Source organism: Sphingopyxis alaskensis RB2256, from assembly GCF_000013985.1.
Taxonomy (GTDB): Bacteria; Pseudomonadota; Alphaproteobacteria; order Sphingomonadales; family Sphingomonadaceae; genus Sphingopyxis; species Sphingopyxis alaskensis.
Genome location: NC_008048.1, coordinates 2,745,473 through 2,769,984, shown reverse-complemented (window position 1 = coordinate 2,769,984; position 24,512 = coordinate 2,745,473). Strand labels below are relative to the sequence as shown.

Below are 24,512 nucleotides of genomic sequence, written 5' to 3'. Positions count from 1 at the left end.
CTCGGCCGCCTAATGCCGTCAACCCCGCGAGGGGGTTCCCCTTCGCTTGCGCTGCGGTGACGTCGGCAACCGGGCTCTCCTTTGGGCGCCATCGGGGATGGTCCCCGAGCAACCGAAGGAGTTTTTGTCATGGCCACTATCGCTAACCTCACCGTGAAGAACGACGGCAGCCTCGAAGGTACGCTCGCCACTCTCACCGTTTCGGCACCGATTGCCATCATCCCCAACGCCCGCAAGGCCAAGGAATCCGAACCCGACTATCGCATCATCAGCCGCAAGAACGGCTTCGAGTTGGGCGCAGGCTGGAACCGCTTCTCGCAGAATACGGGCGCCGAATATGTCTCGGTCTCGCTGTCCGCGCCCGAGTTCGGCACCATCTACGGTAATATCGCCAACGCGCCCGGCGACGACCCGACGAAGAAGGTCATCATCTGGAATCCGCCGGCCTGATCCGGCTCCGGCCCCGCTCACGGGCGGGGCCACCCCCTTTCCCACGATCAGCAGATGCGGGACAGGCCCGAGCCTGTCCCGGTATCACCGTGTTTAACCGTTGAGCTTGTCCTTCACCGCCTTGGCGGGTGCGAAGGTCAGCTTCTTCGACGCAGCGATCTGGATGGTTTCGCCGGTCGAAGGATTGCGGCCCTCACGCGCCGGGCTGTCCTTTACCTTGAACTTGCCAAAGCCGTTCAGCGAGATTTCCTCGCCCTTTGCTGCCGCGTCCGCGATGGCGGCGAAGACGCCATCGACATATTTGCGCGCATCGGACTTGGAAATGCCGTTCGAGGCGGCAAGGGCGTCGGCTAGGTCGCTATTGTTCACGAAGATCACTCCACTTTTCAAAACTGTCCGCCGGACACGAATCACATCGTTGCAGGCGGTCCGACACCCTAAGCAGCAGTCGCTTCGCGGTCATCTTCCGTCGCGCATCATGCCAGTCAGCAGCATCAGGCTCCCACCCGTTGCGGCCACAGGAAGTTCACGTCAGTCGATGCCAGTTTCCAGCCGAACGACGAGGTGGCAGCGGTGAACCTTGGCCCCGTCCGGCAAGCGGAGACCATCACCGCTCGGGTGAGGCGCTGATCCCTGTGGCCGAAATCCGGCCTCCTTCAATCAACCCGTAAAGGGTCCGCTACGCGTGCGCGTGCGGCCGCTTGGACAAGCCGGCGCGGTGATTGCGGCCAGACCCCGGCCGCCGGGGCACCTGCCCTGCGGGGATGGTCTCCGCTTACCGGACAGGAGTTCGCGTGATGCCGCTTTCCACCGCCCAGTCGCTCGCCTGGAACCTCGCAAAGACGCTGATGACGGTCGTCGTTCTTATCAGGACCGACCACGGCTACGCGGTGATGCCCTGGGACGAGTTTGACGGCAATCCGGCGCAGGTGGTGCACGAATATGACCCATTCCCATCCTGATCGGTGGATCAGCTCGCTTGCCCGTCGAAGGCAGATTTCCGTTTCGGCCAGTGCTTCCGCGCGCTATTCTCGCCGTCGCAACATAGCGCTGTGGAGGTGGTGGCGAGCGCGTCCGACGATTCACGTTTCGAAAGGACGCTGTTCATGACCATCTTTCTCGTTCTCGGCCTATTCGCCGGCCTTTACCTCCTCTGGTTGCTCTTCCGTCTCGCCGTTTATGCGCTGCCGGTTGCCAGTGGTATCAGCCTCGCATTCTGGATACGCGATCACGACTATGGCTATCTCGCCGCCGTTCTTGGCGGCTTCGCGGCGGGTGTCGCGGTGTTGGTCGTCGGTCAGTGTCTCTTCACGGTCATCCGCTCGCCAATCGTCAGGCTGGCCATCGCGTTGCTGTTCGCCGTCCCCGCGGGCATTGTCGGCTATCACGCCGTCCAGGGCGTGATCGGGCTCGCGATCGATCCGGGCGTGATGCTCTCGACTGTGAGCTGGATCGGCGGCGTGACCATCGCGGTCACCGCATGGATCCGGCTCGCCAGATTCGAGATTGCAGAACCGGCGCAGGCCGCCGCAGGCGATCCCGCAACAACTGTGCGGTAACGATCCGGATATCCGCCGCCCGATCAAAGCCGGGTATGTTCCCTGCATGGCTGTTTCCGTGCGGAGCCGGTTTCGGACCAGATCATGCCTCACGGCTGCTATGGCGATGATGGGAAAGAAGCCGATCGCCGGTTTGCGCTGACGAGCGGCCGACAGACTGACGTCTTCCCGGCGCTTGGAACCGACACGCCGATCCCAGACCGGTGGCGGGCACCCGATGCGATGCCGTGCGCGACAGTACCGGCCCAGAGCCGAGGCAATCCTCCAGCACCCGTTCACCCGAATCCTTGATGTCCGGGTCTTGGCCAATGCCGTTCCCCTGGATTTCGCGCCGCGCCATGCACGGCCTCGTGTCGATGCGTTCGTTGCCGTCAGGCCGCTGACGCTCGCCCGTCTTGCCGCAACGGCTCTGCCCAGACTTTCTTCCCCCGGCGTGCCGCCGTTCCTCGCGGACCAAGAAAGTCCGGTCCGAGCCATCCTCCGCTTCGCTGCGGGCCTTCGGCTGCGGCGCCGTTCGCCTGCCGGCTTGTCCAACGCATCGAGGCCGCGATCGGCGCGGGTTCGAAGCGAAAGGAACAGACATCATGGCAAAGATCGGCAGCTTCAGACAAGTTTCGGGTGAACTCCGGGGCCAGATCGTCACTCTCTCGGTTCAGGCCAAGTCGGTCCGCATCGTCGCGGACGAACAGGCCAGCGGCAATGCGCCCAGCCACCGGGTCTATGTCGGCGACGTCGAGGTCGGTGCGGCCTGGAGCAAGCGGACCAGCGACGACCGGCCCTATCTCTCGGTCAAGCTCGATGATCCCAGCTTCGTCGCTCCCATCTTCGCGCAGCTCTTCGCAGGCGAGGATGGCGAACATGACCTGGTCTGGAACCGGCCTGCCCGCCGCGAGCGCGATTGACGCTCGGAATGATCCGCCGGCTCTCACTGAGCCGGCGGACATCCCCATAAATGGGGATCCGCCTCCCTAGTTGTTGGAATAGCCCGCAAAAACGCCAAACGACAGCCTGCGCTCCTGCATTCGGGGGAACGCGCATGTCCGGCGAAAAGCCCAGCGATGGCGATCGGCGCCTTCTCGACAAGCCGGGATTTGCACAGGAGTTTCTGCGGCGCAATCCCCGCTATCAGTCCGATTATCAGAAGGTCATGCGCGCGAGGCGGAGCTCCGCCGAGGAGCAGGAGGTGATGGCCCGGCGCTGGGGCCTCGCCTTTCCCTTGTGCGCCTGGCTCGTTCGCGGCTGAGGAACCCGCGCTCTGGCAGGCGTCGCTCGCGCCGACGACGGTCATCCTCGATACGGCGCCGTCCGGCTTCGCCGAAGCTGCGTCGTTCGATCTCGATGCCTGGCCGATCATCCTCGCCGACCGCACACTCTCGACCGGCCGTCATGTCGTCCTCGGCGACATCGACGGCCCGCACCGCCTCTGGGTCCGCGATCCGCTCAAAGGCAGTGCGCTTGCCTATGTGATCGTGCGCGACGAGGCGATCGATCTACGCCACGCGGCAGCGCAGCGGCTCGATCGGCGCCTGGCAGGCGCCCCGCCCATGCGCCTGCCGCCCGGCTTCGCGCCGACGCCGTTCCAGCGGCGGCGTCTCGGCATGCTTCTCGACATTCTCGATGCCGTTCTCGGCCGCGAGCGAACCGGGATCACGACCCACGAGATCGCCCGTCGCTATGTCTATCCTGCCATGACCATCGGCCGCGGCAATGGATGGAAATCCTCCGCCGAGCGCCGCCGCACCCAGCGCCTGATCGACGAGGCGCTCGCTCTCATGAACGGAGGATATCGCGCCTTGCTGCGCGGCTGATCCCGCCGGTGCGACAAAAATAGCCAACGCAAAACAGCCGCTCCATCCCGACGCTCATGCTCCGCCACTTTCCTCCAGTCCGGTTGATCGCCGCCGTGCGTGATCCCGGCTTCGATGGAGGAACATCATGGAACAACCCGCACTGCGCTCGCCGCAGTTTCTGAAGACCCCCGATGCCGCCGCGCGGCTCGGCCTTTCCCCGCGCACCCTCGAAAAGCATCGCTGCTACGGCACCGGCCCTAATTTCCACAAGCTGGGCGGACGTGTCGTCTATTCGATCGAGGCGCTCGATGCCTGGGCGGAACTTGGCCGGCGGCGTTCGACCTCCGATCCGGGCACCGGCGTCTGCCTTCCCGCCAAGCGGTTCAGCGCGCTGACGGAACGCTGAGGCCGTGCCACGCCGCCCATCATTCTCTGCGGAGACACGGATCGAGCGCACGCAGCTCGACCTGTTCCGCTCGGTGCCGGCCAATCCGGCGCCGCGCGATGCCCAGGATCTCATGTCCTGGCCCTTCTTCAGCCTTGCCAAATCGCGGCGCGTCGCACCGATCGATTTTCGGATGGGCGAGACGTGGATCTCGGTCGAAGCCGTGCCGGAACATGGCATGGCGACCATCTGGGATGCCGACATCTTGATCTGGGCGGCGAGCCAGCTCGTCGAGGCACGCGATGCCGGGCGGGCTACCTCGCGGCTCATGGCGACGACCCCGCATGAGATACTGACCTATATCCGACGCGGGACGGGCCGCGACAATTATGACCGCCTCAAAGCCGCGCTCGACCGGCTGCAATCGACGACCGTCGCCACATCGATCCGCCAACAGCATCAGCGCCGCCGCCATCGCTTCTCCTGGATTAACGAGTGGCAGGAGCGGCTCGATGCGGAAGGGCGGCCGCTCGGGATCGAGCTGATCCTGCCCGATTGGTTCTATGCGGGCGTGCTCGACCGCGCTCTCGTGCTGACAATCGATCGGGCTTATTTCGATCTGACCGGCGGTCTCGAACGCTGGCTCTACCGGATCGTGCGCAAGCATGGCGGCCGCCAGGCGGCAGGCTGGAGCTTCGACTTCGAGCATTTGCACCTGAAGTCGGGCGCGCTCTCGCCATTGAAGCGCTTCGCCTTCGAATTGCGCGCGATCGTGCAGCGCCAGCCGCTTCCCGGCTACACGCTCAGGATCGAACATGCCCTGGGCAAGGAGCGGCTCAATTTCGCGCCGGTTCCGGCAGATCCGCTCGAAGCCGCCATGCGCCGGCTCAAGCTCCCGGCCTGTGGATAAGACCCGTGCGAGTCGTCCTATCAGTAACCGCCGGAGTCGTCCCATCGGGAACCCGAGAGTCGTCCTATCGGGAACCGGCATGGTCCGGAGTCCCGCAGAAATCTGCGCAAAATCGACGCCCCTCTAACCCTCCTAATAGAGAAGAATATTTCATATTCTTCCTAACCCGGCGCCGGGCTGCGGATTTCGCGCCGCGCGCGCCGACGCCCGCATTGCTGCCACGCTGCCGCTCGGCGGCGGGCGGGCTGCTCTTCATTTCCATTACCGGAGAAGCCTCATGACCCACCAGCCTGCCTGTGGGCGCGTCCGCTCGCGTGCTGCAGACCCGCTGCGCAAGGACTGCACCGAGATCGAACTGATCTGGATCGAGAAGCGGATCGAGCACTGGATTCGTTTCGGCCGGATCGCGTCGGAGCGCATCGTCAGCCGCAAGACACGCATCGTGGCCTTCCGGCCCGATGCCGTCGTCGCGTTCGTGCGCTGGTCGGCCAACGACTTCGGTACTGTCCATTCGCGCATCGACATCCTGCGCGCGGTTCGTCCGGGCGAGGCCTATACGACCGCACCCTTCGTGCGGCCGGGCGGTGAGTTGCTGCTCTCGATCCAAGGCTGGCCGAAGGTCCGCAAGGTGCTCGAGATCATTGACAGGATCGAGGCCGAAGACCTCGATCCTTGCGACATCGCGCCCGAGCATTGGCGGCATGTCCATAACCGGCTGAGCGCAGGCGAACCTGCACGCGTCTATACGGCGGAGCGCCATCAGGCATGGCTCAAGCGCAAGGCGCTGGGTCAATGAGCCGCCGTCCGCTCTCCCGCTTCGTGCCGCACATCGCCGGCGCCGTAATTGGTTTCACGCTGGTCGCGGCAGTTCTGCCGCTGCCCAAGCTGTTGCTCTGGAACGCCAGCGCCAGCGCGCCGATCGGGCTTTACCGCGTCCATCCGTTTGCCCGGCCTGCGGTCGGCGACATGGTCGCCATCATGCCGCCGCCCGCGTTCGCCCGGTTCATGGCCGAGCGCCATTATCTCCCTGCCGGCGTGCCGCTGCTCAAGCATGTCGCCGCGCGTCCGGGCGCGCTGATCTGCCGCCGCGATAGGACGGTGACGATCGACGGGCGCACCGTCGCGGTCGCGCGCGCGTCCGACGGTCATGGCCGACCGTTGCCGGTCTGGCGCGGCTGCCGCGTCCTCAGGACCGACCAACTGTTCCTGCTCAATGCTGCGCCCGACAGCCTCGACGGGCGCTATTTCGGGCCGATTCCAGCCTCCGGCCTGATCGGCCGCGCCACCCCGATCCTCACCCGCGACACACCGAATGCGCCGCTGCGCTGGCGCTCCGGCTGCGCGCGGGGTGCCCCTCTCACCAGCGAAGAAGGAGTCATCTTATGCAGATAGGTTGCTTCACCCAAGACGGCGACGGGTTCGTCGGCCGTCTGCGCACGCTCACGCTCGGTGTCGCGCTGCGGCTCGTGCCGACCGGCTTCACCGGGCAGGGCCGCGCACCGGACTGGCGCGTCCATCTCGCCGACGATAGCGTACCTGAAGGCATTGGTCCCGAGGTCGGATCGGGCTGGAACCATGACGGCAAGACCGGCGTGTTCGTCACGATCCAGCTCGATTGTCCGGGTTTCGCTCGTCCGATCCGCGCCAATCTCCTGCGCTCCAATCGCGGCGATGACGGCCATGTCCTGCTCTGGTCGCCGCGCCTGCGGCGTCCGAAAGCGGAGTGAACCGTGCGCATCCGCTTCGCGTCGCGCTGCCGGTCCTGCGCCGTTCGCCTCGCTAGCGCATCGGCCTTGACCGGCACACTCGCCTCCCTCTTTCCGGCTACGACTGTGCTGGCCACCGCGCCTGCCGCTGTCGCGACGGCGCATCCCTACGCTGCCCATGTTGCCGACGCCGCACAGCGCTTCGGCCTTCCCGAGGCATGGATCTGGGCGGTGATGCGCGCCGAGAGCAACGGCGATCCGGCGGCGATTTCACGCGCCGGCGCCATGGGGCTCATGCAGATCATGCCCGGCACCTGGGGTCAGCTCACCGCACGCTACGGGCTCGGCGACAACCCCTGGGATGTGCGCGCCAATATCCATGCCGGCGCGGCCTATCTGCGCGAGATGGTCGATCGGTATCGCGATCTGTCCACCGCGCTCGCTGCCTATAATGCTGGGCCGGGCCGTGTCGACGACTGGCGCCGGCGCGGCCGTCCGCTTCCCGACGAGACGATCACCTATGTCGCGAAGCTCGCGCCCAACCTCGGCACCTCCGGCATCGCTTCGCCTGCCGTCGTGCCTGCAATTCCGCGCGCACCGGCTGCACCATCCTGGCACGACGCGGCGCTGTTCGTGCTGCGTGGTGACGGCGGATTGGATGACAGCCAAGCCGTCGCCGATCCCGCGCCCGTATCTCAGCCCGGCGACATTGCATCCGCGCCTGTCTCGTTGCCCTCGGGCCTCCCGCGGCGCCCTTCATCGCCTGGTTCGCACGGCCTCTTCGTCCCCCTTTCCGGGCAGAGCGAACAATGAGCGGTCATGGCGTCCGTTGGCGTTGGCAGGCGTGGAATCTACAGCGTCGGAAAAGAGCACAGCGCACTGGAATCGAAGGGGAAAGTCGATGGCGAGATAAAAGGGGTGCCACCTGTGGACGCGCATGTGGTTGTAAGTCGGGGAGGTTTTCCGGTGGCACCCTGATCGGCCAGGTGGCGCGATTTTCCGATTATCCCGTGATTTCAAAAGATCGGCGGGTGGCAGCGCCGATTTCGCGGCTGACATGACTGTCGGCGACGATGATTTCCGGGTTCGGCCGGGAAGGAGCCGCGATGCTGGCAAGGGCTCGGGACGCAAGGTCCAGAGCCTCGCGGCACAGGTTCGCCGGGCAGCGGCCAAGGCGGGGTACAGCCGCCGGGGGCCGTCACGCGGCAAAGGCACGGGGCGCCATGGTCGAGGCCGCATCGCGCGTCTGCGCACCCGCGCTCCGTCCAATGCCCGGCGCGTCGTCATCAAGGCCCGTGTGGTCAGGCACAAGGGATCGAAGTTCCGCGCCGCGCCGCTCGCCCGGCATATCGCCTACCTCAAGCGCGATGGCGTGACGCGCGACGGGCGCGATGCCAGCCTGTTTGATGCCGGCTCAGATCAGGCGGACGGCGACGCCTTCGCCGAACGCTGCGAGGATGACCGGCATCATTTCCGCTTCATCGTCTCGCCCGAGGATGCCGGCCAGATGGCCGACCTCAAGGTGTTCACCCGCGAACTGATGGACGACATGGCGGCCGATCTCGGCACCCGGCTCGACTGGGTCGCCGTCGATCATTGGAACACCGACAATCCCCATATCCATGTCCTCGTGCGCGGCGTCGACGAGACCGGTGCCGATCTCGTGATCGACCGCGACTATATCCGCGAAGGCATGCGCGCCCGCGCGGAGGAGCGCGTCACGATGGAACTCGGACCGCGCACCGAACAGGAGATCCGCGCAGCCCTAGAGCAGGAAGTTGATGCCAATCGCTGGACGAGCCTCGATCACCGTCTGCAGCGCATGGCTGATGAGATGACCGGCATGGTCGATCTGCGTCCGGGTGGTGGCGACGATCCCGAAATGCGCCGCCTGCTGATCGGCCGCGCCGGCAAGCTCGAACGGCTGGGCCTTGCCTACGGGCAAGGACCGGCGGTCTGGTCGCTGAGGCCCGGCGCGGAAAAGACGCTGCGCGACCTCTCCATCCGCACCGACATCATCAAGACCATGCACCGGGCGATGAGCGACGGCGGCCGCGTGCCCGATCCCGGCAGCTTCGCTCTCCATGGTGAAGCCCCGGCCGATCCCATCATCGGCCGCTTGGTCGAGCGCGGTCTGCACGACGAACTGGCGGGCACGGCCTATGTGGTGATCGAGGGCGCCGACGGGCGAACGCATCATCTGCGCCTCGACGATATGGAGATGACCGGCGACGCCAGACCCGGGGCGATTGTCGAGACGCGGAGCTGGCAGGACGCCAGGGGCAATACGCGCCTGTCGCTCGCGACCCGCTCGGACCTGACCCTGGCCGAGCAGGTGAACGCGCCCGGCGCGACCTGGCTCGACCGCCAGCTCATCGCTCGTGAGCCGGTCGCGGCCGGCAGTGGGTTCGGGCAGGACATCCGCGATGCGATGGAAGCGCGCTCCCTCCATCTCGAAGGCGTCGGCCTCGCGCAGCGGCGCGGCGCCGGGTTCCTGTTCGCGCGCGACCTCATCGCGACCCTCAAGGGCAATGAAGTCGATCAGGCGACCGACGCCATCGCCCGCCGCACGGGCCTGGCGCATCGGCCGTCAGCGGCGGGTGATTATGTGAGCGGCGTCTATCGTGAGCGCGTGACGCTCGCCTCAGGCCGGTTCGCGATGATCGACAATGGGCTCGGTTTTCAGCTCGTGCCCTGGCGGCCGGCACTCGAACAGCATCTGGGCAAGCATATCAGCGGCACCATGACGCCCGGTGGCGGCGTCGATTGGTCGCTCGGCCGCGGAAGGGGGCTTGGCCTGTGATCCTCGATATCTTCATCAGCAGGAGCTTCATCCCATGAACGCAACCCGTATCCTCTGGGGCCAGGTCATCGCCGTCTTCGGCGTGACGCTGGCTGGCATCTGGGCGGCGACCCAATGGACTGCCCATGCACTCGCCTATCAGCCCGAGCTGGGTGAGCCGTGGTTCTCGCTGGGGTCATGGCCGATCTATCCGCCGCCTGCCTTTTTCTGGTGGTGGTTCGCGTTCGACGCCTATGCGCCGAAGATCTTCGAGACCGGTGCGCTCATCGCGGTGTCGGGCGCGATGGCCGGGATCGTCATCGCGATCGTCCTGTCGGTCTGGCGCGCAAAGGAAGCGAAGAAAGCCGAAACCTATGGTTCGGCGCGCTGGGCCAGCGAGCGCGAAGTGAAGCGGGTGAAGATGCTCGGCGACGACGGCGTCGTTCTTGGCCACTTCGCGCAGCGCTATCTGCGCCACGATGGTCCCGAGCATGTCTTGTGTTTCGCACCGACCCGGTCGGGCAAGGGCGTAGGTCTCGTCATACCCTCGCTCCTGACCTGGCCGGGAAGCTGCATCGTCCACGACATCAAGGGCGAGAACTGGCAGCTCACCTCAGGCTTCCGGTCACGCCATGGGCGCGTGTTGCTGTTCGATCCGACCAACCGGGCCAGCGCCGCCTATAATCCGCTGCTCGAGGTCCGGAAGGGTGAGTGGGAAGTGCGCGACGTGCAGAATGTCGCCGACGTGCTGGTCGATCCCGAAGGCAGCCTCGAGAAGCGCAATCATTGGGAAAAGACCAGCCACGCGCTGCTGGTCGGCGCCATCCTCCATGTTCTCTATGCGGAGGAAGACAAGACGCTGGCCGGCGTCGCCGCCTTCCTCTCCGATCCGCGTCGCCCGATCGAGACCACGCTGCGGGCGATGATGACCACGCCCCATCTGGGCGAGGCCGGGGTGCATCCTGTCGTCGCCAGCGCCGCGCGCGAGCTGCTCAACAAGTCGGAGAACGAACGCTCGGGCGTGCTGTCCACCGCCATGTCGTTCCTCGGCCTCTATCGCGATCCGATCGTGGCGAGAGTGACGCGGGCCTGCGACTGGCGCATCGCCGATCTGGTCGATGGGCCGGCACCGGTCTCGCTCTATCTCGTCGTGCCGCCTTCAGACATCAGCCGCACCAAGCCGCTCATCCGCCTGATCCTCAACCAGGTCGGCCGGCGTCTGACCGAGGAACTCAATCCCAAAGGCCGTCCGCACCGGCTGCTGCTGATGCTCGACGAGTTTCCGGCGCTCGGGCGGCTCGACTTCTTTGAAAGCGCGCTCGCCTTCATGGCGGGCTACGGGATCAAGGCCTTCCTCATCGCCCAGAGCCTCAACCAGATCGAGAAGGCCTATGGGCAGAACAATGCGATCCTCGACAATTGCCATGTCCGCGTCGCCTTCGCGACCAATGACGAGCGCACCGCCAAGCGGATCTCGGATGCGCTCGGCACCGCCACTGAAATGCGCGCGATGAAAAACTATGCCGGGCACAGGCTCTCGCCCTGGCTCGGACATTTGATGGTCTCACGAACCGAGACGGCGCGACCCTTGCTCACGCCTGGCGAGATCATACAGCTGTCCCCGGAGGAGGAGATTGTCATGGTGGGCGGCGTACCGCCAATCCGGGCTATGAAGGCACGCTACTTCACCGATCCGCGCTTTACCGTGCGGTTGCTGCCGCCACCGACACCCAAACCACTCGATCCGAAGCGGCGGCCCAAGGATGACTGGTCCACTCTCATACCGGTGAATGCGCCGTCAGCCCCACCCTCCAATCTTCCCGCGGCTGATGACGGGGGCGGGAAGGCGGAAGCCGATGATGCGGAGCCGCAGGGCATCCGGGAAGGCGATCAGGCTGACGCTTCTACCGACGCAGCCAATGCTGGCATCCGCCGCGAGCCCGATCTTGGCGAGCATGAGGAAATCGTTCCTCCGGCGAAGGAAATGTCTGGGCAAGAAACGCCCGATGAGGACAATCAGGATGAGGATTCCGCACGGGCGAAACGCGAGGCGGAGCGGACCATGCGCCGCAATGCCCGTAACGCGTCGCTCGACCCGGATGACGGCATCGTGCTGTGAGTGGAGGCCACGTCAAGCGCAGCATCCGGCTACGGGCTGATCTGGTGCGCCGTCTCGCCGATCACGCCGCCGCGCGGAACGCCAGCCAGGCCGCGATCATCGAGGCTGCGCTGGAGTCCTTTCTGTCGCCCGATGCTGCCGAGCGACTTGAAGGAGCGCTTGCCCGCCGGCTCGACCGGCTGACCCGTGATCTTGGCCGCCTCGAATGGCATGTCGAACTGTCGAACGAGACTCTCGCGCTGTTTGTGCGAAACTGGCTCAATGCGACGCCATCGCTCCCGGATGGCGCTACGCAGGCCGCGAGGGCGCAGGGTCGTCAGCGATGGGAGCGGTTTGTAGACATGCTGAACCGGCGCATGGAGCTTGGGCCGCGGTTCAGGAACGAGATCGCTGAAGATGTAACGAGGTCGACTCGGTCGGATCAGGACTCGGGCAGCACCAGTGAATAGCTGGTGCTGCGCCCACCGGCCGGCTCCTTCTCAAGGATGCCGCGCCGGAGCAAATCGTTGATGTCGCGCAGGGCGGTATCGGACGATGCCTTGGTGATCGCCGCCCATTTGGCATTGGTAAGCTTGCCCTCGAAGCCGTCCAGCAGACGGTTGACGACCTTGCGCTGGCGTTCGTTCAAGGGCTGGCCCGCGACCGATTCCCAAAACCGCGCCTTGCGCATGACGCTGGCGAGGATGGTTTCAGCGCCGTCGAAGGCGCGATCAAGGCAGCCGATGAACCACAGCAGCCAGGGCGTGATGTCCAAGTCGCCCTTCTGCGCCCGCTCCAGCATATCGTAATAGGCTTTGCGCTCGACCCGGATTTGCGCGGACATACTGTAGAAACGCTGTGCGGTGCCCTCCGCGCGCGCCAGCGCAAGGTCGGCGATGGCACGCGCTATGCGCCCGTTGCCGTCATCGAAGGGGTGGATGGTGACAAACCATAGGTGCGCGATTCCGGCTTTCAGGACGGGGTCGGGTGCCGCCGTCTCGAACCAGTCGAGAAAACGCGCCATTTCCGCGTCGAGCCGCTCCGATGCAGGGGCTTCGTAGTGGACGCGCTCGCGGCCAATCGGCCCCGAGACAACCTGCATCGGGCCAGCTTCGGCGGTGCGCCATGCGCCCACGGTGATACGGCTCATGCCGCTGCGTCCGGTGGGGAACAGCGCCGCGTGCCAGCCGAACAGCCGTTCGGCGGTCAGGGGCTGCGCATAGTTCTGCGTGGCGTCGAGCATCATTTCGACAACGCCCTCGACGTTGCGATCCGCTTCCACCAAACCGCCGATGTCCATGCCGAGACGGCGGGCGATGGAGGAGCGCACCTGCTCCCTGTCCAGCACCTCGCCCTCGATCTCGCTGGATTTGATAACGTCCTCGGTGAGTGCTTGAAGCACGGCTTCCTCGCGCAGCGGGAAGCCAAGCGCCTCCATGTGCCCGATCAACCGTCCCTGTCGGTGGCGCACGGCGGCGAGCGGCTGGGCAAGCTGCTGGTCGCTCCAGCGCAGGTTCGGCCAGTCCGGCAGTTCGTGGATATAGACCATATTCACCGCACTTTCTGCGGCGAATATAGCGATTATTCACCGCAAAGGGCAAGAATATTCACCGCATGATATGCGGCGAATAAGGCGGCTTTCACCGCATCTACGATACAGGCGGTTTACGAAACGGCCCAAACGCACAACCACACTTCGCCTTTCGGCGAATCCCCTAAACCGCCGGTCAGCAGCGGCCGCCACCTATCCGGCGGTTCATCACGTCGAAGGCGTCCTCAAGCGATGGCGCGCCGCTCATCCTCGATGCGGCGTTTCAGGTCGCGGCAGCCTACGCCATTTCCTGTATTATTTCGCCAGCCTGCTACGATCGCAAATCCTTGTTGAATCCGCGCTTTTTCTGCGTCTCTTAATCATCCCCGTCGCGCGGACATCCTGATCCGCGCCGGAAACGGGGATCATGATGGCATCGAGCTGGACCGATACAGAAGCGAGATCGCGTGGCGCGCGGATGCTGCGCACCGCGATTGGCCCGATGGTCGGACACTGGCTGACCGATCCCCTGGTCGTCGAGGTCATGCTCAACCCGGACGGCTGCCTGTGGGTGGACCGGCTGGGCACCGGCCTTGCCGATACCGGAAGGCGATTGGCCCCTGCCGACGCGGAACGGATCATCCGTCTGGTCGCGCATCATGTCGGCGTCGAGGTCCATGCCCGCAATCCCCGCGTCTCGGCCGAACTGCCGGAAACAGGGGAACGGTTCGAAGGGCTGCTGCCGCCCGTCGTGACCGCGCCGGCCTTTGCCATCCGCAAGCCTGCCGTCGCGGTGTACACGCTGGCGGACTATGTGGCGGCGGGCATCATGTCCCAGCCCCAGGCCGACGCAATGCGCGCTGGCGTTATGGAGCGGCTCAACATCCTCGTTGCCGGTGGAACCGGCACGGGCAAGACGACGCTCACCAACGCGCTTCTGGCCGAAGTGGCCCAGACGGGCGATCGCGTGGTGCTGATCGAGGATACGCGCGAGCTGCAATGCGCAGCGCCCAATCTCGTCGCCATGCGGACGAAGGACGGCGTCGCGTCGCTCTCCGATCTCGTTCGCTCCTCGCTGCGCCTGCGCCCCGATCGCATCCCCATCGGCGAGGTCCGTGGGGCCGAGGCGCTCGATCTGCTCAAAGCCTGGGGCACCGGTCATCCCGGCGGCATTGGCACCATCCATGCCGGTAGCGCATTGGGTGCGCTGCGCCGAATGGAGCAGCTCATCCAGGAAGCGGTGGTGACCGTGCCGCGCGCGCTTATCGCCGAGACCATCAACCTCGTCGCAGTGCTGGTCCGTGACGGCCACGGCCGCCGCCTCGCCGAACTGGCCCGCGTCGAAGGGCTCGGCGCCGATGGCGACTACCGGCTCATCCTTCTCCCATCCGAACAAGCAGGAGACTCCAAATGAAAGCAAAGAAGACCCGGCTGCTGGCCGGGACCGCCCTCGATCGCCTCGGCGTGCTGGCCGTCACGTCCGCCGGGCTTCTCATCACCGCGCCGGCGCACGCAGGCGGTTCGTCGATGCCCTGGGAAGCGCCCCTCCAGTCCATCCTCGAATCGATCGAAGGCCCGGTGGCGAAGATCGTTGCCGTTATCATCATCATCGTGACCGGCCTCAGCCTCGCCTTCGGCGACACCTCGGGCGGGTTCCGGCGGCTGATCCAGATCGTGTTCGGCCTGTCGATCGCCTTTGCCGCCAGCTCCTTCTTCCTCAGCTTCTTCAGCTTCGGCGGCGGGGCGCTGGTGTGATGAACAGCGCGGACGACATCCCGGGCTATTACGCGCCGGTCCACCGCGCGCTCTGCGAGCCCATCCTGCTCGGCGGCGCGCCACGGAGCCTCGCCATCGTCAACGGCACGCTCGCCGGGGCCATCGGTCTCGGCTTGCGCCTGTGGATCGCCGGCCTCGCGCTCTGGGCGATCGGCCATGCACTGTCGGTCTGGGCCGCGCGGCGCGATCCGCAGTTTGTCGATGTCGCCCGCCGCCACCTCAAATATCCGGTCTGGATGCGGCCATGATGAATTTGTCCGAATATCGCAGCCGCGCTACGTCTCTTGCCGACTTCTTGCCCTGGGTCGCACTGGTGGCGCCGGGCGTGGTGCTTAACAAGGACGGATCGTTCCAGCGCACCGCGCGCTTTCGCGGTCCCGATCTCGACAGCGCCACGCCCGCCGAACTGGTTTCGGTGACCGCGCGACTCAACAATGCGCTGCGCCGTCTCGGTTCGGGTTGGGCGGTGTTCGTGGAAGCACAGCGCGTTCCCGCGCTGGACTATCCGAACAGTGCGTTTCCCGATCCGGTATCGGCACTCGTCGATATGGAGCGGGGCGAGCAGTTCCGGGAAGCGGGAAGCCATTTCGAGAGCGGCTATTATCTGACGCTGCTCTGGATGCCGCCCGCCGAAGAGGCCGCCCGCGCGGAGAACTGGCTCTATGAAGGCCGTTCGGGCGGCGGCGTCGATCCGCATGAGCAACTGGCCGGCTTCATCGATCGGACGAACCGGGTGCTCCATCTGGTCGAAGGCTTCATGCCTGAGGTGGGCTGGCTCGATGACGCCGAGACCCTGACCTATCTCCATTCATGCGTATCGACCAGGCGCCAGCGCGTGCGGGTGCCCGAGACACCTTGCTATCTCGATGCACTGCTCACCGATGAGGGCCTGACCGGCGGGCTCGAGCCGAAGCTGGGCGAGCATCATCTGCGCGTGGCTACAGCCACCGGCTTTCCAACGGCGACCTTTCCGAGCCTGCTCGACGAACTGAACCGGCTGGCCTTCCCCTATCGCTGGTCGACGCGGGCGATCATGCTCGACAAGACCGACGCCACCAAATTGCTGACGAAGATCCGGCGCCAGTGGTTCGCCAAGCGCAAGAGCGTCGCCGCGATCCTGAAAGAGGTGATGACCAACGAAGCATCGGTGCTGACCGATAGCGATGCGTCGAACAAGGCGGCCGATGCGGACCTCGCTTTGCAGGAGCTCGGCGCGGACCATTCGGGGATCGCCTATGTAACCGCCACCGTGACGGTGTGGGATCGCGATCCTGCATTGGCGGCTGAGAAGCTGCGGCTGGTCGAGAAGATCATCCAGGGCCGCGACTTCACGGCGACAATCGAGGGCATGAACGCGATCGAGGCCTGGCTCGGGTCATTGCCCGGCCATGTCTATGCCAACGTTCGCCAGCCTCCGATTTCCACGCTCAATCTCGCCCACCTGATCCCCCTGTCAGCGGTGTGGGCGGGGGCGGAACGGGACGAGCATTTCGGTGATGCCCCCTTGCTTTATGGCAAGACCGAAGGCTCGACCCCGTTCCGTCTTTCGCTTCATGTCGGCGATGTCGGCCATACGCTGATCGTCGGGCCGACGGGTGCCGGCAAGTCGGTGCTGCTGGCGCTGATGGCAATGCAGTTCCGCCGCTATGCCGACAATCAGATCTTCGCCTTCGACTTCGGCGGCTCGATCCGGGCGGCAGCGATCGCCTGTGGCGGCGACTGGCAGGATCTCGGCGGCGCACTGCATGACCGGGACGGTGGAGAGGGGGTGACCCTGCAACCGCTTGCCCGGATCGACGATCCCGGCGAGCGTGCCTGGGCTGCGGAATGGCTTGCAGCCATCCTTTCCAGTGAAGGCGTCACGGTCGATCCCGCCGCCAAGGAGCATCTGTGGACCGCGCTCGGATCGCTCGCCTCGGCGCCGCCGCCCGAGCGCACGCTCACCGGGCTGGCCGTGCTCCTGCAAAGCCAAGAGCTGAAACAGGCGCTCGCCCCTTATTGCGTCGGCGGACCCTGGGGGCGGCTGCTCGATGCCGAAGCCGAACATCTGGGTGAGGCGAGTTTCCAGGCATTCGAGACCGAAGGGCTGGTCGGCGCGGCATCGGCCGCCGCGGTGCTCGCCTATCTCTTCCACCGGATCGAAGGTCGGCTCGACGGGCGCCCCACGCTCATCATCATCGACGAGGGCTGGTTGGTACTCGACAGCCCGGCCTTTGCCGCGCAGCTTCGTGAATGGCTGAAGACCCTGCGCAAGAAGAATTCATCGGTCATCTTCGCGACCCAGAGCCTGGCCGACATCGAAACGTCGAGCATTGCGCCCGCCATCATCGAAAGCTGCCCGACGCGCATCTTCCTTCCCAATGAGCGCGCCGCCGAGCCGCAGATCGCACGCGTATATGAGCGCTTCGGGCTCAACGATCGCCAGATCGAGATATTGAGCCGGGCAACGCCCAAGCGCGATTATTATTGTCAGTCGCGGCGCGGCAACCGGCTGTTCGAACTGGGCCTGGGCGAAGTCGCGCTGGCCTTCACCGCCGCATCGTCAAAGTCCGACCAGATCCGCATCGGCGAGCTCGTCGCCAAGCATGGGACGCACGCCTTCGCCGCCCATTGGCTCAGGCACCGCGGCCTCTATTGGGCCGCCGCCCTGCTGCCCGAACCCGATCCGCTGACTGCATCCATCCCGAGCGACGAGCTCTTGCTGCCGCTCGATCCCGAGGAGTTACGCTCATGAAGAAATATCCGCTTCGCCGCGCCCTGCTGGCCGGCGCTATCGCTCTGTCCGTCACCGGTACGATGACCGCCGTTCCGGCACAGGCGCAGTTCGGTTTCGGCGGCATCGTCTATGACCCGACCAACTATGCGTCGAACGTCCTGCAGGCGGCCCGCGCGCTGCAACAGATCAACAATCAAATCCAGCAGATCCAGAACCAGGCGACCAGCCTCATCAACGAGGCGAAGAATCTCGCCAGCCTGCCGGTCTCGACGCTGTCCACCCTCCAGAGCCAAGTCAACCAGACCCGTCAGTTGCTGAGCGAGGCCCAGCGCATCGCCTATGATGTACAGAGCATCCAGCAAGCGTTCGACGGTCGCTACAAGGGCGCGGCGCTCACCGGCGATCACGCGCAGATGGTCGCCAATGCCAATGCGCGCTGGGAAGACAGCGTCGGTGCGCTCGAAGATGCGCTCCGCGTGCAGGCCGGCGTGGTGGGCAATATTGACGGCGCCCGCGCGTCGATCGACACGCTGGTCGGCGCCAGCCAGTCAGCGAGCGGCGCCTTGCAGGCAGCGCAGGCCGGCAACCAGCTGCTCGCGCTCCAGTCGCAGCAGCTCGCCGACCTCACCGCCGCAATTGCCGCCCAAGGCCGCGCCCAGGCGCTCGAATCCGCGCGAAACGCTGCGATCGAGGCCGAAGCGCGCGAACGGTTTCGGCGTTTCCGGGGCAAGAACTGACATGAGCCGCACGGCGAAAATCGCGGCGGCCGGCACGCTCGGCGGGATGCTCATGGCGCTGACGATCGGCATCACGCTTCACGAGGACCGCCACGTCGAGACGGTGATCGTCCCGCCGGACGAGAGCGCTGCCGATCCACAGACTCGCGATCTTCGCCGTTGCCGGACGCTCACCATGCCCGACAGCAGCTGCGAGGCCGCCTGGGAAGAAAAGCGCCGCCGTTTCTATCGCAGGGAGGACCGGCCGTGAACGACACCGGCGTAATCGACACCTTCCTCGGCGTCTTCACCGGCTATATCGACAGCGGGTTCGGGCTGCTTGGCGGAGAAGTCGGCTTCCTGTCCTCGACCCTGATCGCGATCGACGTGACGATCGCCGCCCTGTTTTGGGCTTGGGGCGCCGACGAGGACGTGCTGCAGCGCCTGGTCAAGAAGACACTCTATATCGGCGTCTTCGCTTACATCATCGGCAACTTCTCGCAGCTAGCCGCAATCCTGTTCGACAGCTTCGCCGGGCTCGGCCTCAAGGCTTCGGGTGGCGGGATGGCGCTCGCCGATTTCATGAAACCCGGCATGGTCGCGGCGACCGGCCTCGATGCCGGCGCGCCGCTGCTCGACGCGACCGAGGATCTGGTCGGGCCGGTCGGCCTCTTCACCAATTTCCCCGAGATCATGATCCTGCTCGTCGCTTGGCTGATCGTGGTGCTCGCTTTCTTCGTGCTCGCCATCCAGGTGTTCGTCACCATCATCGAGTTCAAGCTGGTGACGCTCGCCGGCTTCGTGCTGCTTCCCTTCGCCTTCTTCAATCGCACCGCCTTCATGGCCGAGAAGGTGCTGGGGCATGTCATCTCGTCGGGAGTCAAGGTGCTGGTGCTGGCGGTCATCACCGGCATTGGCACGACGCTGTTCACCCAGTTCATCAATGCCGGCGTCGGCCCCGAACCCGACATCGAACAGGTCATGGCGATCGCGCTCGGAGCGCTGACGTTGCTCGGGCTCGGCATTTTTGGTCCCGGCATCGCCAACGGCATCGTCGCCGGTGGGCCGCAACTTGGCGCAGGCGCCGCTGCCGGCACGGCGCTCGTCGCTGGGGCGTCGCTCGTTGGCGGCGCGGCGGGCGCAAAGCTGGCGGCCGGCGCAGCCGGTTCCGCCGCTGCAGCAGGCGGCAGGATGGCGGCTGGCGCCGCCAGTGCCGGTGCCCGTGCCGCTGGTTCGAGCGCCGCTGCCTACAGCATGGGCTCATTCGGCAAGACTGGCGCCAGTGCCGTTGCCGGAGGGATGGCCGCTACGGGAGAGGCGGCGCTTGCCAGTGCCGGCAGGGCTACTGCTTCACCCTTGCGCAAGATAGCCGACAAGGCCGGGCAGACGCTGCGGTCGAACTTTCGCAGCGGCGCCCGATCGGCTTTCGGCGCGGAGTCGGAGGGCGGGGCCGCCGCGACGGCCACTTCTGCTCGATCCGCAGCAGGAACCGCGTCCTCGCCGAACGACCAGCCCGCTTGGGCGAAGGCGATGAAGCATCGCCAGGCCATGACGCAGGGCGCCACCATGGCGACGCACACGCTCAAGGGCGGCGACAGCCACGGCGGCGGCAATGGCCCCGACGTCTCCGACAAGAGCTGACATCTGAAAGGACGAGCAATGTTCCGACGACCTTCGATCCGCTATGGCCAATCGCCCGAGCCGGTCACGCCCTACCAGCGTGCCGCGCAGGTCTGGGATGACCGTATCGGCTCGGCACGCGTCGCGGCCAAGAACTGGCGGCTCGCCTTTTTCGGTTGCCTCGTGCTTTCGGGCGGATTGTCTGCCGGCCTCGTCTGGCAATCGGCGCGGGGGCATATCACCCCTTGGGTGGTCGAGGTCGACAAGCTCGGCGAGGCCCGAACCGTCGCGCCCGCTGACGTCGATTATCGACCGACCGATCCGCAGATCGCGTTCCATCTCGCGCGCTTCATCGAGCACGTGCGCTCGGTGCCCGCCGATCCGATCGTGCTGCGCGAGAACTGGCTGCGCGCCTATGACTTCGCCACCGACAAGGGCGGGCTCGCGTTGAGCGACTATGCGCGAAACAACGATCCCTTCGCGCTGGTCGGCAAAGTGCAGGTCGCGGTCGATGTGTCGAGCGTGATCCGCGCCTCCAATGACAGCTTCCGGGTCGCCTGGACCGAGCGGCGCTATTCTGATGGTGCGCTTGCCGAGACCTCGCGCTGGTCCGCGATCCTCACCGTCACCGTCCAGACCCCACGCACGCCCGACGGCCTGCGGAAGAACCCGCTGGGCGTGTTCGTCAATGCCCTCAACTGGTCGAAGGAACTCAGCCAATGAGACAGATTTCATTTCGCAAGGCTGTTCCCGCTTTGCTGATCTCCGCGTCGGCGCTTGGCGCCTGCACCACGACGTCGGCGAAGCCGCGCACCATCGTCCATGAAGCGCCGCGCGAGGTGTTGGCGACCCCGGCTCCCGAGCCGGTGCCTCACGTGCGGGTCGTCGCGATCCCCGAACCGCTGCCGCTGCCGGGCCAATTGAAGCCGGTAGAGAGCAGCATGCCGCCACCGGAGACGGCTGATCCGCGCCGGCGCGTGAGCACCGCCAATGCCGCGGCTCGTGTGCAGCCCTCCCGCGACGGCTATCTCAATGCGATTCAGCAATATCCCTGGACCGATGGTGCGCTCTATCAGGTCTATGCCGCTCCGGGCCAGGTGACGGACATCGCGCTTCAGGAAGGCGAACAACTTGTAGGCCCTGGGCCGGTCGCGGCGGGGGACACGGTGCGCTGGATCATCGGCGACACCGTAAGCGGCAGCGGCGCGAACGCTCGCGTTCATATCCTCATCAAACCCACCCGGCCGGACATCTCGACCAACCTCGTCATCAACACCGACCGGCGCACCTATCATCTCGAACTGCGCGCGACGCCTTCGACCTGGATGGCCTCGGTGTCGTGGACCTATCCGCACGATCAGCTTATCGCCCTACGGGCCGCCGAAGCCGAGCGGGCGCGCGATACGCCGTTGGCTTCGGGCATCGATATCGCGACCCTCAATTTTCGCTATCGGATCGACGGGGACCGGCCCGACTGGCGGCCGGTGCGCGTGTTCGATGATGGCCGGCAAATCTTCATAGAATTTGCCGAAGGCGTGGAACGCACCGACATGCCGCCGCTATTCGTCACTGGCGACACCGGGGCCGCCGAGCTGGTTAATTACCGCGTGGCGGGCCGCTACATGATCGTCGACCGGCTCTTTTCCCGTGCCGAACTGCGGCTTGCGTCCGGCAAACGCGAGGCGAGGGTCAGCATCGAGCGCGAAAGCCCGCGCCGCAAGGGCCGGTCATGAGCGGGCCGGGAGGAGAAAGGGCTGAAGCTGGGGAGCCGGTCATCGGCCTGCCGCAGAATCCCGCAGCCAGGCCGAATGCCGGGGAGGAACCGGAAGCGGCGCCAACTGCCGCTCCGCCGCCCGTCCATGACGGGCAGGCATTCCGGTTGCGCGGCGATCCGCCGTCCGTCATGCGCCTTTCGCGCAAGGCGCTTGCCTCTGTCGGTGCGGTTGCCTGCCTCAGCATCGGCGGCGCGCTCGTTTATGCGCTTCTGCCCGCGCGTCATGCCGACGCACCGAATCTCGTTGAAACCGAGAGCCGGAACAAGGCGGACAATGTGACTGCGGCGCCGGCCAGCTACGACAAGGTTCCCAAGCTCGGTCAGCCGCTCCCGGGCGACCTCGGACGCCCGATCCTCTCGGCGCAGCAAAATGGTCAGCCCGTTGCCGTGCCGCCGATGGGGACGCCGGCTCCTCAATCCGTGGACCCGCGCGTCGCTGCAGCGGACCAGGCCCGCCAGCGCATCATGCAGGAGCGCGACACCGCGCGCACTAGCGGGTTGTTCCTCGGCGAGGCAATGAGCGGCGCGCGCGCTTCGGCGGCGTCTGCCGAGCAGGCTATGCCGCCCGCTTCAGTTGGCATTGCGGCCAATCCGGCTCCCGCGCCGACTGGCAAGCGCGGCTTTATGGCCGTCGTTGCCGACCGCTCCACCGCCAGCAATGAACGGGTCGCTCCGCCGGTCTCACCTTATATCGTGCAGGCCGGCAGCATCATCCCGGCCGCGTTGATCACGGGCATCCAGTCGGATCTCCCTGGCCAGATCACCGCGCAGGTCACGCAGAATGTCTATGACAGCCCGACGGGACGCATTCTTCTCGTGCCCCAGGGCTCGCGGCTGATCGGCGAATATGACAGCGAAGTCTCGGCGGGCCAAAGCCGAGTGCTGCTCGCCTGGGATCGGCTTATTCTTCCAGGTGGCCGCTCGATCCTGCTGGACCGCCAGCCAGGTGCCGACGCGTCCGGTATGGCAGGGATCCGGGATCGCGTGAACTATCATTGGGGCAGCATGCTCAAAGCCGCGCTGGTCTCGACGTTGCTGGGCGTCGGCACCGAGCTTGCAACCGACAGCGACGACGCGCTGGTCGAGGCTTTGCGCTACGGCACGCAGGACACGATCAATCAAACGGGACGCCAGGTCGTGCAGCGCCAGCTCAGCGTCCCACCGACGCTCACCATACGCCCAGGCCATGTGCTTCGCGTCATCGTGACGCGCGATCTCGTACTCGAGCCGCTACGGAAGGAACAGTGATGAGCAAGCTGAAACTGGGTCCGATCGACGATGACAAGCCGGTCAAGCTGACATTGGAACTGCCGGCGCCCGTCCACCGCGATCTCATTGCCTATGCCAGGGTTCACGCTTCTCAGACCGGTCTTTCTCAGCCGCTCCCCGTCGAGCGCCTGATTGCGCCGATGCTCGAACGGTTCATGGCTACCGATCGCGGCTTTGTCAGGAACAGAAGTCAGACTGGGTCCAAATCGGATTAAATTTCGGATAGTGGATACACATGCGCTTCCTATCCGCTAGAATTGGGCCACCGCTTGCTTGCGAGCGGGTGACCGGGTGACTGGCGCGTATGTCCAGGCTCAAGCTAAAGGCGTCGGTGCGTGCTCCCAACGCGCGTTCTCACTACTCGGTCACGATTTCTCGTAATTGTCCATATCTGCGTAGCAGATGCCCTCGATTATAATCGAATTATAATCCGATTATAAAATAGATTGCGGCAACTCGATCTGAAACCCTTTCGCATGCGGCTATTCGAGTCGCGTGAAGGAAGGAGTGAGACAATGGAACGCACCGAAGTAATCGAGGAGGTCATCGACCTGGGCAAGGCGTCGGTCGAAACCAAGGGCGAGGCGCTGATCGATCAGGATGTCGGCGGCGGCCGGCAGCAGTTCCTCACCGGAATCGCGCAGGACTGACTGGAATAGGGCGTGCGATTTCTTCGCACGCCCTTTCTAGCGGATGCCTGCAATGCACTATAGGACGGCACCCGGCATATTCTACTGCCGCGCGGGGTCACGCGTAATTTTTCTGGACATGAATAGGGATCGCTATTTCCAGTTAGGCGCAGATCTCGAGGCCAGTTTCCTGTCCGTCATCGAAGGACATTCCGCACCAACGCTGGCCGTTTCGGCCCTGACCGAGAGGGGCATCCTGTGTTCGAAAGACGGCTACGAAGTGAGGCAGCAGGTCGAATTGCCTGTGCCGTCACGGGCAGCGGATGCGCTGAAGGGCGAGACAACCCTGGGCGAAACGCTGAGGGCACTCCTTGCCGAAACCCGGATCAGGAAACGGCTCGACCGGCAGGGACTGGCATCGGTCATTTCTTCCCTGCGCAGCGAGAAAACTAGGGCGGTCACTGCTTCAATCGATCATCGTATGTCGGCCAGAACAATCAGGGCCTTCGAACTGGCGAAGCTCGTCAGGACGCCGGCAAACCGATGCCTGTCGCGCTCGATCGCTCTTGTTCAACGGCTCGCCGCACAAGGATGTGCAGCCCATCTCGTGATAGGGGTCAGGGTTATTCCTTTCGCCGCGCATAGCTGGGCACAGATTGGCGACGTCGTTCTCAACGACTCGCCCGAGGAGGTCGCGCGCTTTACGCAGATCTTTGTCCTGTGAGCGCCCTTCGCTTTCTCCTGCGCATGCGAAAGGGGCGGCAATCCCCGCTGCGGATCAGCCTCGTTCAATCTCCATCC

At 65.3% G+C, this 24,512-nt stretch carries 30 protein-coding genes and 1 pseudogene; 29 read left to right on the top strand and 2 right to left on the bottom strand.

Annotation, left to right across the window (positions count from 1 at the left end; translation table 11 throughout):
• The first annotated feature begins 129 nt into the window (after nt 1–129).
• Nucleotides 130–450 (top strand): DUF736 domain-containing protein, encoded by a 321-nt coding sequence (locus tag SALA_RS13380; RefSeq protein WP_011542904.1) that lies wholly within the window; start codon nt 130–132, stop codon nt 448–450.
• A gap of 93 nt (nt 451–543) precedes the next feature.
• Here SALA_RS13380 and SALA_RS13375 read toward each other — a convergent pair whose 3' ends face one another.
• Nucleotides 544–819, bottom strand: coding sequence for an HU family DNA-binding protein (locus SALA_RS13375; RefSeq protein WP_011542903.1), 276 nt, complete (start codon nt 817–819; stop codon nt 544–546).
• A gap of 428 nt (nt 820–1,247) precedes the next feature.
• On the opposite strand from SALA_RS13375, the gene SALA_RS17370 reads away from it, so the two are divergent.
• From SALA_RS17370 to SALA_RS17725, 15 genes and pseudogenes are all read left to right on the top strand, one after another.
• Nucleotides 1,248–1,412, top strand: coding sequence for a hypothetical protein (locus SALA_RS17370; RefSeq protein WP_011542902.1), 165 nt, complete (start codon nt 1,248–1,250; stop codon nt 1,410–1,412).
• A gap of 3 nt (nt 1,413–1,415) precedes the next feature.
• Nucleotides 1,416–2,009: a hypothetical protein gene (locus SALA_RS13370; protein WP_237700880.1), complete on the top strand. Its 594-nt coding sequence runs from the start codon at nt 1,416–1,418 to the stop codon at nt 2,007–2,009.
• Between the two features lie 584 nt (nt 2,010–2,593).
• Nucleotides 2,594–2,911 carry a DUF736 domain-containing protein gene (locus tag SALA_RS13365; protein WP_011542899.1) on the top strand — a complete coding sequence of 106 codons (318 nt, stop codon included), beginning with the start codon at nt 2,594–2,596 and terminating at the stop codon, nt 2,909–2,911.
• 134 nt (nt 2,912–3,045) lie between these two features.
• The gene (locus SALA_RS13360) at nt 3,046–3,252 is read left to right on the top strand and encodes a transcriptional regulator domain-containing protein (protein ID WP_041383376.1); all 207 of its coding nucleotides are present in this window, start codon (nt 3,046–3,048) and stop codon (nt 3,250–3,252) included.
• A 43-nt stretch (nt 3,253–3,295) separates the two neighbouring features.
• Nucleotides 3,296–3,409: pseudogene (locus SALA_RS17730) on the top strand (DUF2285 domain-containing protein); the annotation flags it as partial.
• 63 nt (nt 3,410–3,472) lie between these two features.
• Nucleotides 3,473–3,817 carry a DUF2285 domain-containing protein gene (locus SALA_RS13355; protein ID WP_011542897.1) on the top strand — a complete coding sequence of 115 codons (345 nt, stop codon included), beginning with the start codon at nt 3,473–3,475 and terminating at the stop codon, nt 3,815–3,817.
• A gap of 127 nt (nt 3,818–3,944) precedes the next feature.
• On the top strand, nt 3,945–4,205 hold the full coding sequence (locus tag SALA_RS13350; protein ID WP_011542896.1) for a helix-turn-helix transcriptional regulator: 261 nt from the start codon (nt 3,945–3,947) through the stop codon (nt 4,203–4,205).
• Between the two features lie 4 nt (nt 4,206–4,209).
• Entirely contained in the window at nt 4,210–5,094 is an 885-nt protein-coding gene (locus SALA_RS13345; protein WP_011542895.1) for a replication initiator protein A, read from the top strand.
• A gap of 277 nt (nt 5,095–5,371) precedes the next feature.
• Nucleotides 5,372–5,890, top strand: coding sequence for a DUF2840 domain-containing protein (locus SALA_RS13340; protein ID WP_011542894.1), 519 nt, complete (start codon nt 5,372–5,374; stop codon nt 5,888–5,890).
• Nucleotides 5,887–6,486: a S26 family signal peptidase gene (locus SALA_RS13335; protein WP_011542893.1), complete on the top strand. Its 600-nt coding sequence runs from the start codon at nt 5,887–5,889 to the stop codon at nt 6,484–6,486. The genes SALA_RS13340 and SALA_RS13335 overlap by 4 nt, the downstream gene beginning before the upstream one ends.
• Entirely contained in the window at nt 6,477–6,821 is a 345-nt protein-coding gene (locus SALA_RS13330; protein ID WP_011542892.1) for a DUF736 domain-containing protein, read from the top strand. Before SALA_RS13335 ends, SALA_RS13330 begins: the two co-directional genes overlap by 10 nt.
• Before the next feature lie 66 nt (nt 6,822–6,887).
• Entirely contained in the window at nt 6,888–7,613 is a 726-nt protein-coding gene (locus SALA_RS13325) for a lytic transglycosylase domain-containing protein (protein ID WP_153802709.1), read from the top strand.
• 244 nt (nt 7,614–7,857) lie between these two features.
• A complete protein-coding gene (locus SALA_RS13320) occupies nt 7,858–9,603 on the top strand; it encodes a relaxase/mobilization nuclease domain-containing protein (RefSeq protein ID WP_011542890.1) in 1,746 nt (581 codons plus the stop codon).
• Nucleotides 9,604–9,637: 34 nt separating this feature from the next.
• Entirely contained in the window at nt 9,638–11,701 is a 2,064-nt protein-coding gene (locus SALA_RS13315; protein WP_011542889.1) for a conjugal transfer protein TraG, read from the top strand.
• Nucleotides 11,698–12,150 (top strand): ribbon-helix-helix protein, CopG family, encoded by a 453-nt coding sequence (locus SALA_RS17725; RefSeq protein ID WP_011542888.1) that lies wholly within the window; start codon nt 11,698–11,700, stop codon nt 12,148–12,150. Before SALA_RS13315 ends, SALA_RS17725 begins: the two co-directional genes overlap by 4 nt.
• Here the strand turns inward: SALA_RS17725 and SALA_RS13305 are convergent.
• Entirely contained in the window at nt 12,123–13,229 is a 1,107-nt protein-coding gene (locus SALA_RS13305) for a Fic family protein (RefSeq protein ID WP_011542887.1), read from the bottom strand. The two genes, SALA_RS17725 and SALA_RS13305, sit on opposite strands and share 28 nt — an antisense overlap.
• 412 nt (nt 13,230–13,641) lie before the next feature.
• Here SALA_RS13305 and trbB point away from each other — a divergent pair, with 412 nt between their 5' ends.
• From trbB to SALA_RS13245, 13 genes are all read left to right on the top strand, one after another.
• Nucleotides 13,642–14,625, top strand: a complete 984-nt coding sequence (trbB, locus tag SALA_RS13300) for a P-type conjugative transfer ATPase TrbB (RefSeq protein WP_011542885.1) — start codon at nt 13,642–13,644, stop codon at nt 14,623–14,625.
• The gene (locus tag SALA_RS13295) at nt 14,622–14,966 is read left to right on the top strand and encodes a TrbC/VirB2 family protein (RefSeq protein WP_011542884.1); all 345 of its coding nucleotides are present in this window, start codon (nt 14,622–14,624) and stop codon (nt 14,964–14,966) included. The genes trbB and SALA_RS13295 overlap by 4 nt, the downstream gene beginning before the upstream one ends.
• The gene (locus SALA_RS13290; protein ID WP_011542883.1) at nt 14,966–15,235 is read left to right on the top strand and encodes a VirB3 family type IV secretion system protein; all 270 of its coding nucleotides are present in this window, start codon (nt 14,966–14,968) and stop codon (nt 15,233–15,235) included. The genes SALA_RS13295 and SALA_RS13290 overlap by 1 nt, the downstream gene beginning before the upstream one ends.
• Entirely contained in the window at nt 15,232–17,721 is a 2,490-nt protein-coding gene (gene trbE, locus SALA_RS13285; RefSeq protein ID WP_011542882.1) for a conjugal transfer protein TrbE, read from the top strand. Before SALA_RS13290 ends, trbE begins: the two co-directional genes overlap by 4 nt.
• On the top strand, nt 17,718–18,440 hold the full coding sequence (gene trbJ, locus SALA_RS13280; RefSeq protein WP_011542881.1) for a P-type conjugative transfer protein TrbJ: 723 nt from the start codon (nt 17,718–17,720) through the stop codon (nt 18,438–18,440). The genes trbE and trbJ overlap by 4 nt, the downstream gene beginning before the upstream one ends.
• 1 nt (nt 18,441) lies before the next feature.
• Nucleotides 18,442–18,690: a putative entry exclusion protein TrbK-alt gene (trbK-alt, locus tag SALA_RS13275; protein WP_011542880.1), complete on the top strand. Its 249-nt coding sequence runs from the start codon at nt 18,442–18,444 to the stop codon at nt 18,688–18,690.
• A complete protein-coding gene (gene trbL, locus SALA_RS13270) occupies nt 18,687–20,060 on the top strand; it encodes a P-type conjugative transfer protein TrbL (RefSeq protein WP_011542879.1) in 1,374 nt (457 codons plus the stop codon). The genes trbK-alt and trbL overlap by 4 nt, the downstream gene beginning before the upstream one ends.
• Before the next feature lie 18 nt (nt 20,061–20,078).
• Nucleotides 20,079–20,762, top strand: coding sequence for a conjugal transfer protein TrbF (trbF, locus tag SALA_RS13265; protein WP_011542878.1), 684 nt, complete (start codon nt 20,079–20,081; stop codon nt 20,760–20,762).
• Nucleotides 20,759–21,772, top strand: coding sequence for a P-type conjugative transfer protein TrbG (trbG, locus tag SALA_RS13260; RefSeq protein ID WP_011542877.1), 1,014 nt, complete (start codon nt 20,759–20,761; stop codon nt 21,770–21,772). Before trbF ends, trbG begins: the two co-directional genes overlap by 4 nt.
• A complete protein-coding gene (locus tag SALA_RS13255; RefSeq protein ID WP_011542876.1) occupies nt 21,769–23,061 on the top strand; it encodes a TrbI/VirB10 family protein in 1,293 nt (430 codons plus the stop codon). Before trbG ends, SALA_RS13255 begins: the two co-directional genes overlap by 4 nt.
• The gene (locus tag SALA_RS13250; protein WP_011542875.1) at nt 23,061–23,297 is read left to right on the top strand and encodes a DUF2274 domain-containing protein; all 237 of its coding nucleotides are present in this window, start codon (nt 23,061–23,063) and stop codon (nt 23,295–23,297) included. Before SALA_RS13255 ends, SALA_RS13250 begins: the two co-directional genes overlap by 1 nt.
• A 300-nt stretch (nt 23,298–23,597) precedes the next feature.
• Complete coding sequence (locus tag SALA_RS17205) at nt 23,598–23,732, top strand: benenodin family lasso peptide (RefSeq protein ID WP_153802708.1); 135 nt, start codon at nt 23,598–23,600, stop codon at nt 23,730–23,732.
• 118 nt (nt 23,733–23,850) lie between these two features.
• Nucleotides 23,851–24,435: a lasso peptide biosynthesis B2 protein gene (locus SALA_RS13245; RefSeq protein ID WP_192807422.1), complete on the top strand. Its 585-nt coding sequence runs from the start codon at nt 23,851–23,853 to the stop codon at nt 24,433–24,435.
• Nucleotides 24,436–24,512: the final 77 nt, after the last annotated feature.

Excerpts from the sequence above, each read along its gene's own strand:
- SALA_RS13360 (WP_041383376.1), top strand. The coding sequence starts at position 3,046 with ATGTCCGGCGAAAAGCCCAGCGATGGCGATCGGCGCCTTCTCGACAAG.
- SALA_RS13290 (WP_011542883.1), top strand. The coding sequence starts at position 14,966 with ATGAACAGCGCGGACGACATCCCGGGCTATTACGCGCCGGTCCACCGC.
- SALA_RS13365 (WP_011542899.1), top strand. The coding sequence starts at position 2,594 with ATGGCAAAGATCGGCAGCTTCAGACAAGTTTCGGGTGAACTCCGGGGC.
- SALA_RS13380 (WP_011542904.1), top strand. The coding sequence starts at position 130 with ATGGCCACTATCGCTAACCTCACCGTGAAGAACGACGGCAGCCTCGAA.
- trbK-alt (WP_011542880.1), top strand. The coding sequence starts at position 18,442 with ATGAGCCGCACGGCGAAAATCGCGGCGGCCGGCACGCTCGGCGGGATG.
- trbB (WP_011542885.1), top strand. The coding sequence starts at position 13,642 with ATGGCATCGAGCTGGACCGATACAGAAGCGAGATCGCGTGGCGCGCGG.
- SALA_RS13335 (WP_011542893.1), top strand. The coding sequence starts at position 5,887 with ATGAGCCGCCGTCCGCTCTCCCGCTTCGTGCCGCACATCGCCGGCGCC.
- SALA_RS13320 (WP_011542890.1), top strand. The coding sequence starts at position 7,858 with ATGACTGTCGGCGACGATGATTTCCGGGTTCGGCCGGGAAGGAGCCGC.
- trbE (WP_011542882.1), top strand. The coding sequence starts at position 15,232 with ATGATGAATTTGTCCGAATATCGCAGCCGCGCTACGTCTCTTGCCGAC.
- SALA_RS13340 (WP_011542894.1), top strand. The coding sequence starts at position 5,372 with ATGACCCACCAGCCTGCCTGTGGGCGCGTCCGCTCGCGTGCTGCAGAC.
- SALA_RS13315 (WP_011542889.1), top strand. The coding sequence starts at position 9,638 with ATGAACGCAACCCGTATCCTCTGGGGCCAGGTCATCGCCGTCTTCGGC.
- trbG (WP_011542877.1), top strand. The coding sequence starts at position 20,759 with ATGAGACAGATTTCATTTCGCAAGGCTGTTCCCGCTTTGCTGATCTCC.
- SALA_RS17205 (WP_153802708.1), top strand. The coding sequence starts at position 23,598 with ATGGAACGCACCGAAGTAATCGAGGAGGTCATCGACCTGGGCAAGGCG.
- SALA_RS13245 (WP_192807422.1), top strand. The coding sequence starts at position 23,851 with ATGAATAGGGATCGCTATTTCCAGTTAGGCGCAGATCTCGAGGCCAGT.
- SALA_RS13305 (WP_011542887.1), bottom strand. The coding sequence starts at position 13,229 with ATGGTCTATATCCACGAACTGCCGGACTGGCCGAACCTGCGCTGGAGC.
- trbF (WP_011542878.1), top strand. The coding sequence starts at position 20,079 with ATGTTCCGACGACCTTCGATCCGCTATGGCCAATCGCCCGAGCCGGTC.
- SALA_RS17370 (WP_011542902.1), top strand. The coding sequence starts at position 1,248 with ATGCCGCTTTCCACCGCCCAGTCGCTCGCCTGGAACCTCGCAAAGACG.
- SALA_RS13330 (WP_011542892.1), top strand. The coding sequence starts at position 6,477 with ATGCAGATAGGTTGCTTCACCCAAGACGGCGACGGGTTCGTCGGCCGT.
- SALA_RS13350 (WP_011542896.1), top strand. The coding sequence starts at position 3,945 with ATGGAACAACCCGCACTGCGCTCGCCGCAGTTTCTGAAGACCCCCGAT.
- SALA_RS13295 (WP_011542884.1), top strand. The coding sequence starts at position 14,622 with ATGAAAGCAAAGAAGACCCGGCTGCTGGCCGGGACCGCCCTCGATCGC.
- SALA_RS13255 (WP_011542876.1), top strand. The coding sequence starts at position 21,769 with ATGAGCGGGCCGGGAGGAGAAAGGGCTGAAGCTGGGGAGCCGGTCATC.
- SALA_RS13250 (WP_011542875.1), top strand. The coding sequence starts at position 23,061 with ATGAGCAAGCTGAAACTGGGTCCGATCGACGATGACAAGCCGGTCAAG.
- trbJ (WP_011542881.1), top strand. The coding sequence starts at position 17,718 with ATGAAGAAATATCCGCTTCGCCGCGCCCTGCTGGCCGGCGCTATCGCT.